Source organism: Aeromonas sp. EU05-FHT14A05, assembly GCF_058791175.1.
On record NZ_JBYTDH010000014.1, the window covers coordinates 109,650 to 117,609 of the forward strand.

General features: G+C 61.9%; 7 protein-coding genes and 1 riboswitch. Of the genes, 4 read left to right on the top strand and 3 right to left on the bottom strand.

The features are described from left to right. Positions 1–63: 63 nt before the first annotated feature. Positions 64–792, top strand: a complete 729-nt coding sequence (locus AC3WR3_RS17910) for a LytR/AlgR family response regulator transcription factor (protein ID WP_202047966.1) — start codon at positions 64–66, stop codon at positions 790–792. 109 nt (positions 793–901) lie between these two features. Further along, positions 902–2,098: an L-lactate MFS transporter gene (locus AC3WR3_RS17915; RefSeq protein ID WP_202047965.1), complete on the top strand. Its 1,197-nt coding sequence runs from the start codon at positions 902–904 to the stop codon at positions 2,096–2,098. Between the two features lie 71 nt (positions 2,099–2,169). On the opposite strand, the gene AC3WR3_RS17920 is transcribed toward AC3WR3_RS17915, so the two are convergent. Together AC3WR3_RS17920 and purE are read right to left on the bottom strand one after the other, a co-directional pair. Beyond that, the gene (locus AC3WR3_RS17920; protein ID WP_492292645.1) at positions 2,170–3,294 is read right to left on the bottom strand and encodes a 5-(carboxyamino)imidazole ribonucleotide synthase; all 1,125 of its coding nucleotides are present in this window, start codon (positions 3,292–3,294) and stop codon (positions 2,170–2,172) included. Next, positions 3,291–3,800, bottom strand: coding sequence for a 5-(carboxyamino)imidazole ribonucleotide mutase (gene purE, locus AC3WR3_RS17925; RefSeq protein ID WP_025325239.1), 510 nt, complete (start codon positions 3,798–3,800; stop codon positions 3,291–3,293). Before purE ends, AC3WR3_RS17920 begins: the two co-directional genes overlap by 4 nt. Positions 3,801–4,010: 210 nt before the next feature. After that, positions 4,011–4,188, top strand: a riboswitch (cobalamin riboswitch). Between the two features lie 52 nt (positions 4,189–4,240). On the opposite strand from purE, the gene AC3WR3_RS17930 reads away from it, so the two are divergent. Continuing rightward, positions 4,241–6,076, top strand: a complete 1,836-nt coding sequence (locus AC3WR3_RS17930) for a TonB-dependent receptor domain-containing protein (protein WP_492292647.1) — start codon at positions 4,241–4,243, stop codon at positions 6,074–6,076. 115 nt (positions 6,077–6,191) lie between these two features. Beyond that, a complete protein-coding gene (murI, locus tag AC3WR3_RS17935) occupies positions 6,192–6,980 on the top strand; it encodes a glutamate racemase (RefSeq protein ID WP_492292649.1) in 789 nt (262 codons plus the stop codon). Positions 6,981–6,984: 4 nt separating this feature from the next. Here murI and AC3WR3_RS17940 read toward each other — a convergent pair whose 3' ends face one another. Beyond that, positions 6,985–7,476, bottom strand: a complete 492-nt coding sequence (locus tag AC3WR3_RS17940) for an RNA recognition motif domain-containing protein (RefSeq protein WP_202047961.1) — start codon at positions 7,474–7,476, stop codon at positions 6,985–6,987. Positions 7,477–7,960 lie beyond the last annotated feature (484 nt).

The following is a 7,960-nucleotide window of genomic DNA, read 5'->3' on the forward strand; positions in this document are numbered from 1 at the left end:
CGAAGATGAATGTTTGATGCGGGAGGCGCTGGCCTCTCCTGCGCATCTTCAGGGGGCAATGCCATGCTGAAAGCCATCATAGTGGAAGACGAATATCTGGCTCGCGAGGAGCTGATCTATCTGGTGAACCAGCACAGCACCATAGAGATAGTGGCGAGCTTCGAGGATGGGCTGGAGGCGTTCAAGTACCTGCAGGATCACGAGGTGGACGTGGTGTTTCTGGATATCCAGATCCCCTCCATCGACGGCCTGCTGCTGGCCAAGAACCTGCACAAGTCCAGCCATCCGCCCCATATCGTCTTCGTCACCGCCTACAAGGAGTTTGCGGTGGAGGCGTTCGAGTTGGAGGCGTTCGACTACATCCTCAAGCCCTACAACGAGCCGCGCATCATCAATCTGCTGCAAAAGCTCGAGCATGCGGGCAAGTCGCAGCCGGGGCAGGGGGAGGTGAGCATCCCGCACAATCGCACCGTCAATCTGGTGAAGGGGGAGCGCATCATAGTCACTCCCTGCGAACAGATTTACTACGCGGAAGCGGACGAGAAGCTCACCCATGTCTACACCCGCACCGATCGCTACGTGATGACCATGGCCCTCAGCGAGTTTGTCAGCCGCTTGCCGGCGGAGGGCTTCTTTCGCTGCCACAGATCCTACTGCGTCAACATCAACAAGATCCGCGAAATCGTCCCCTGGTTCAACAGCACTTATCTCATCCGGCTCCATGATCTGCCGTTCGAGGTGCCGGTCAGTCGCAGCAACATCAAGGCGTTCCGTCAGCTGATGCGGCTCTGATTGTCATTCATTCCCGCCGATCTGCATTTCATGCCTTAATCGATCGGCGCGAGCTGCGTCTTGCCTATAGTGGCCTCAATTTCCTTAAGGCCATCGACCGAGACGCATCATGACCAAAGAGATGAATCGCACCCGCTACCTCACACTGATCGGTACCATCATCACCCAGTTCGCACTGGGTTCCGTCTACACCTGGAGCCTGTTCAACGCCCAGCTCTCCGACAAGCTGGACGAGCCGGTGAGCCAGGTGGCCTTCGCCTTCGGCCTGCTCAGCCTCTCCTTGGCGGTGGCCTCCTCCCTGGCGGGCAAGCTGCAGGAGCGGTTCGGGGTGCGCAACGTCACCCTGGGGGCCGGCGTGCTGCTCGGCATCGGCTTCTTCCTCACCGCCCACGCCAGCAATCTGGCCATGCTCTACCTCTGCGCCGGTATTCTGGTGGGCTTCGCCGACGGAACCGGCTACCTGATGACCCTCTCCAACTGCGTGAAGTGGTTCCCGGAGCGCAAGGGGCTGATCTCCGCCTGCTCCATCGGTGCCTATGGCCTCGGCAGTCTCGGCTTCAAGTACATCAACCTGCTACTGCTGTCGAACAACGGGCTGGAGGCGACCTTCCAGCTGTGGGGGCTGATCGCCATGTCCATGGTGCTGGTGGGCGGCATGCTGATGAAGGATGCGCCCCAGCAGGCCGCTTCCGTGCAGCAGACCGAGAGCCGCGATTTCACCCTGGCCGAGGCGATGCGCAAGCCCCAGTACTGGATGCTGGCACTGATGTTCCTCACCGCCTGCATGAGCGGCCTCTATGTCATCGGCGTGGCCAAGGACATCGGCGAGAAGATGGTGGGTCTGCCAGCCGTGGTCGCCGCCAATGCCGTCGCCATCATCGCCATGGCGAACCTGGGTGGCCGTCTGGTGCTGGGCATACTGTCTGACAAGATGTCCCGCATCCGGGTCATCACCATAGCCCAGTTGATCACGCTCGGTGGTATGGGATTGCTGCTCTTTGTGCCGCTCAATGCCAACCTCTTCTTCGTGGCGGTGGCCTGTGTGGCCTTCAGCTTCGGCGGCACCATCACCGTCTACCCTTCGCTGGTGAGCGACTTCTTCGGGCTCAACAACCTGACCAAGAACTACGGCGTCATCTATCTGGGCTTTGGTCTGGGCAGCATCATAGGCTCCATCGTGGCCTCCCTGTTTGGCGGCTTCATGGCTACCTTCAACCTGATTCTGGTGTTGCTGGTGGTGGCCCTGGTGCTCTCCCTCACCATACGGCTGCCGGCCCCCGTTGCGGTGGCGGCGGATCGGGGCTGACCTGGTCCCCACTGCGGTAAAAAAGAAGACCCGGGCCTTGGCCCGGGTCTTTTCGTTGGTACCAGCGACGCTTAACGCGGCGGCAGTCCCAGCAGGGTGCGCAGTTGGCTGGCGGTGGCCTCGACCGTCGGCCAGTCGCGGCCGGTGACGGTCACATGGCCCATCTTGCGGCCGGGGCGGGCGTCGCCCTTGCCATAGAGGTGCAGGTGCACCCCGGGCAGGGCCAGGGCGCCGGCCCAGTCCGGCGTGCCGTCCTGCCACAGATCCCCGAGCAGGTTCAGCAGGATGGCGGGCTGAACCTCAGCCTGCGCCGGCAGGGGTAGATCGCACAGGGCGCGCACCTGCAGCTCGAACTGGCTGCAGCTGGCGTTGTCGATGCTGGGGTGTCCCGAGTTGTGGGGGCGGGGCGCCATCTCGTTGACCAGCAGCGCGCCGCCGACCAGGAAGAACTCCACCGTCAGCACCCCCACATAGTCGAGGGCGGCGATGATGTGCTCGGCGATACGCTGGGCTTCCGCCTCCAGGGTGGGCACATTGGCCGGGGAGCGGGTCTGATCCAGGATGCCGCCGCTGTGCCAGTTCTGCACCAGGGGCAGGGCGCTGATGGCACCGCTCGGGCTGCGGGCCAGGGTGAGGGCAAACTCCCCCTCCAGCGGCAGGCGCTTCTCCAGCACGCAGGGCACGCCGCTGGTGGCCAGGGCCGCTGTCAGCTCGTCGGCCTGGTGTATGGTCCACTGTCCCTTGCCGTCATAGCCTTCGCGGGCCGTCTTGAGAATGGCGGGGAAGAGGTCGCTGGGCAGGGCCGGCAGCGGCTCGCCCGGCAGCAGGGTCAGGTTCGGGGCGACTGGCACGCCGGCGCGGGTCAGGAAGGCTTTCTCTTCCCGGCGATCCTGGCAGACGCGCACGGCGCTGGCCGCAGGGCGCACCGGCAGGTATTGCTCCAGCAGGGCCAGGGAGGCGGCCGGCACGTTCTCGAACTCGCAGGTGACGGCATCGCAGCGACGGGCCAGATCGCGCAGCGCCTCGGCGTCGTCATAGGCCGCCACTATCTGGGCGTCGGCCGCGGCGCCGGCGATGCTGGCGGGATCCGGATCCAGCACTATCACCTGATAACCGAGGCGATGGGCCGACATCACGAAATAGCGGCCGAGCTGGCCGCCCCCCAGCATGCCGAGGGTAGCGGGGGGCAGTATCATGCCGGGTCCTCCAGTTGCAGGGCCAGCACCCGATCGCGCTCGTTGGCGCGGAAGCTGTCGAGCTGCTGGTGATAGCGAGGGGCGTCGCCATCTTGGGCAACCGACAGCAGGGAGACGGCAAACAGACCGGCGTTGGCGGCCCCCGCCTCGCCGATGGCGAAGGTGGCGACCGGCACCCCCTTGGGCATCTGCACTATGGAGAGCAGGGAGTCCATCCCCTTGAGCTGACGGGTCGGGATGGGCACACCCAGCACAGGCACCGTGGTCTTGGCGGCCAGCATGCCCGGCAGGTGGGCGGCCCCGCCGGCCCCGGCGATGATGGCGCGCAGGCCGCGTTCGCGGGCACTGGCGGCATATTCGAACAGCAGATCCGGGGTGCGATGGGCGGAGACGACGCGCGCTTCATAGGGCACGCCGTGCTCCTTGAGGATGCGGGCTGCCGCTTGCATCACGGGCCAATCGGAGTCAGAGCCCATTACCAGGCCGATCATTGGGGGGGTCGTCATTACGGCTTCCTCGGGGGTGTCAAACGTTTGCCGCATGTTACCAAAAAGCCGTGGGACCTGGCTCAACATTTCTTGCGTCTGACCCCTTCGGATTGCGCCTAACTGAGGCCATGACAGAGGTGCAGGGCGGTAGTTGTGCCACTCGACACCCTCTGGTGGGAAAAAATGATTGCAGCAATCCAGATGGCTATACATCCAATCCGGCTCTGCCTATAATCCCCCCGCTTTGGCGCATCATGCTTAAAAGGGAATCCGGTGAGAATCCGGAGCTGGCGCGCAGCGGTAAGGGGGAACGAAGCGACATCAGGGCACTGCCGTCAGGTGGGAAGCCGTCGCCGTAGGCAATCAGCCCCCAAGCCCGAAGACCTGCCAAAGTTCGTATTTCGGGCCGAGAGAAACCGGCCACGAAGTAGATGCTTACGCGAACTTAAGGATCTCTCATGTCCAAGAAATTATTGGCGGCTGCCCTGTTGCCAACGGCGGCCTTTGCCCAGTCTTCCCTTCCTGCCAATGACACCATGGTGGTCACCGCCAACCGGGTGGAACAACCCGTCAGTTCTGTGCTGGCTCCCGTGGTGGTGATCGATCGCGCCGAGATCGAATCCCGCCAGGTATCGAGCCTGACGGATCTGCTCAAGACCCTGCCCGGGGTACAGATCACCACCCTGGGTGGCCGGGGCCATATCAGCAGCCTCTTCATCCGCGGCACCAACTCCAACCACTCCCTGGTGCTGATGAATGGCCGTCCCATCGCCGCCATGGTGGCCGGTACGCCGGATCTCAGCCAGATCCCGCTCGGCAACATCGAGCGGGTCGAGTACATCCGCGGGCCGCGTGCCGCCGTCTACGGTTCGGATGCCATAGGTGGCGTCATCAACCTCATCACCAAGACCTCCGCCAAGAATAGCAGCGAGACCCACCTGAAGGGGGGCGCAGGCAGCCATGGTTATGGTCAGGGCCAGCTGCGCACCGTGCAGGCGCTTGGCCAGCAGACCGACATGAACCTGCTGGTGGGCTATGAGCGGACCGATGGGTTCGACGTGGTGGCCGGTGCCCAGCAGCCGGATCGGGACGGTTTCGACAGCCTCAATGGCCAAGTCGGGATGAACCATGCCTTCAACGACGCCTGGAGTGCCGATTTCAACGCCCAGGGTTATGACAACCAGACCGAGATGGACGATCCCTATCAGTCGGCCGACCAGAGCCGGGTGAAGGCCTTCCAGTACGACGGTGGTATCAAGTTCCAGAGCGAGACCCTGACCAGCCGGCTGGAAGCCAGCTACGGCGAGAACAAGCTGAAGAGCTGGCTGGAGAGCCAGGGGGAATCCAGTGCCCAGCCGATCCACACCGGCTTGACCCGCTTCTCCTGGATCAACAGCTGGAGCGGCATCGAGGGGCTCAACCTGACCGGTGGCGCCGATTGGCAGCAGGAGCAGATGAAGTCCGATTCGCGCAGCTATGGCCAGGCCTTCAATGCCCCGGATCGCGACAACACAGGTCTGTTTGCGGTGGGCAGCTATCGCTGGCAGGCCCTGCTGTTGGAGCTGTCCGGCCGCACCGATGACAACGAGCAGTATGGCCGTCACAACACCTGGTCCGCCGCCAGCGGGCTGGACATAGATGACAACCACAATGTGCGGTTGAGCTACGGCACCGGCTTCAAGGCGCCGACCTTCCTCGATCTCTACTATCCCGGTTATGAGAACCCGGATCTGAAGCCGGAAGAGAGCAAGAACCTGGAGCTGGACTTCTCCGGCCGTTACACCGCCTGGGATTGGTCAGTGAACCTCTATCGCAACCAGATCCAGAACCTGATCTCCTGCCAGAGCGCCTTCTCCAGCTGCAAACCGGACAACACGGATGCCGAGATCCGCGGCGTGGAAGTGGCGCTGGGGCTGGAAACCGGTCCGCTCCATCATGACCTGAGCTTCGATTACACCAAGACCGAAGACAAGAACGACGGCGATCAGCCGCTGCTGCGCCGTGCCAAGCAGAAGGCGAGCTGGCTGACCCAGGTACAACTGGGTCCGGTGGATCTGTCGACCGAGCTGCTCTATGTGGGCAAGCGGGACGACAAGAACTTCAGCAGCTTCCCCGCAGAGCGGGTGGTGCTGAGCTCTTACACCCTGGTCAATCTGGGGGCCAGCTACGGGGTGACGCCTGCGCTGACCCTGGGCGGTCGCATCGACAACCTGTTCGATCGTGACTATGTCCCGGCCTATGGCTATGCCTCGCCGGGCACCGAGTTCAAGCTGACCGCCGACTACCGTCTCTGATCCGCAGCTCTGCTTATATAGAGAGGAAAAAGCGAGGCCCCGTCCTGTACGGGGCCTTTTCTATTGGCCGCCGGCGGGAGTATGATCGCCGCCTCGCATCCAAGGGGGAGCTCTGGTGGCCAATATTCTCGTGTTCGACTCCGGTATGGGCGGCTTGACCGTCTATGGGGAGATCCGTCGCACCCTGCCGGCACACAACTATTTCTACTGCTTCGACAATGCCCACTTCCCCTATGGCGAGCTGAGCGAACCAGAGCTGATCGCTGTCTGCACCGGTTTGGTCAGCCAGATGGTGGCCGAACACGCCATCGATCTGGTGGTGATCGCCTGCAACACTGCCAGCACCATAGCCCTGCCATCCCTGCGAGCCACCCTGAGCATTCCTGTGGTGGGCGTGGTGCCCGCCATCAAGCCTGCCGCCGCCCTGACCCGCAATGGCTGCATCGGTTTGCTGGCAACCCCGGGCACCGTCAGCCGCGAATATACCCATGAGCTCATCGCCCAGTTCGCGCCGGGCAAGCGGGTGTTGCTCAAGGGGGCGACCGAGCTGGTGATCGAGGCCGAGCGCAAGCTGGCGGGACAGACGGTCAACATGGGGCTGCTGCGAGAGGTGCTGGCGGACTGGATGGAAGGGGAGGAGAGGCCGGATACCCTGGTGTTGGGCTGTACCCATTTCCCGCTGCTGGGGGATGAAATCCGGCAACTGATGCCGGAGGCCCAGTTGGTGGACTCGGGCAATGCGGTGGCAAGACGGGTGGCCCATCTGCTGGCCGCGCTCCCGTCCACCCTCACCGGGGAAGGGCAGGGCCATGCCTATTGCAGCCTGCTGGATGCCCGGGCCCAAAAACTGACAGCCCCCTTGCAAGCATGGGGGCTGTCATCACTCGAAGAGGTGCTGTGCTGAGTCCTCAGGCGTCGACGTCGGCGCCTTCTCTCTCATCCCTGTCCCGCTTGTCGTTGGCTTCACGTACCTTAAGGGTGCGCTGCTGATACTCCTTGTCATTGAGCGCGGCTATGGCCTTGGCCGCATCGGCGACCGGCATCTCAACAAATCCGAAGCCCCTGCGCTTGCCAGTGGCCTTGTCTTTCATCAGACGGACGGAAATCACCAGACCCTGCTCGGCAAAGAGCTCGCGCACGGCAATCTCGTTGGCACGGTAGGGCAGGTTGCCTACATATAAGGTGCATGTTTCTTGGCTGGCATTCTGCTCGGCCGCAGCGGCAGGAGCCCGGTTAAGGAACAGCGGTACCACGAAACCGCCAATGGCCAGACCTACGGCAAAAATGACTTCGGCTTTCAGGGAAAACTGCAGGGCCTGGGCAACCAGATAACCGACCAGCGCCAACACCAGAGCGAGAACGGCCGCCTGCACATAAACGGGAAACTTGGATAAATTCATCTTTAAAGACCTTTTGTAAATGAAAGCAAAAAAGGTGCAACACTTTATTCACCTCCATGGTAACCAGCTTTACGACAGGACGCTACCATGGACCACTCGGGACACATTATCCGCTTCAGTATGGCATTCCTTAAGCAAGGAAGACCCGGTTAAATGCCAATAAAACAGAGCTGAAATCATCGGCTTGTGGATAACATTGTATATATACACTGGGTAAGCTGTTTCTAACTGGATAATTTGAAGTTTCCGTGACTTTCTTCAAAAAATCCCTTGTCATCGTGATCCGGCTCCCTATAATGCGCCCCTACCAGCACGGCGGAACACGCCGGACTGATGAGCCAGCTTTCTTGCGAAGCAGGCGCCGAAAGAAAAGCGAAAACAACCGCTTGACTTTCGAAGTGAGGAGCGTAAGATGCGCCTCCTCAACGCGATAAGCGTGACGCTCTTTAACAATTTGAATCAAGCAATCTGTGTGGGCACTCAC

Excerpts from the sequence above, each read along its gene's own strand:
- AC3WR3_RS17910 (WP_202047966.1), top strand. The coding sequence starts at position 64 with ATGCTGAAAGCCATCATAGTGGAAGACGAATATCTGGCTCGCGAGGAG.
- AC3WR3_RS17915 (WP_202047965.1), top strand. The coding sequence starts at position 902 with ATGACCAAAGAGATGAATCGCACCCGCTACCTCACACTGATCGGTACC.
- AC3WR3_RS17920 (WP_492292645.1), bottom strand. The coding sequence starts at position 3,294 with ATGATACTGCCCCCCGCTACCCTCGGCATGCTGGGGGGCGGCCAGCTC.
- purE (WP_025325239.1), bottom strand. The coding sequence starts at position 3,800 with ATGACGACCCCCCCAATGATCGGCCTGGTAATGGGCTCTGACTCCGAT.
- AC3WR3_RS17930 (WP_492292647.1), top strand. The coding sequence starts at position 4,241 with ATGTCCAAGAAATTATTGGCGGCTGCCCTGTTGCCAACGGCGGCCTTT.
- AC3WR3_RS17940 (WP_202047961.1), bottom strand. The coding sequence starts at position 7,476 with ATGAATTTATCCAAGTTTCCCGTTTATGTGCAGGCGGCCGTTCTCGCT.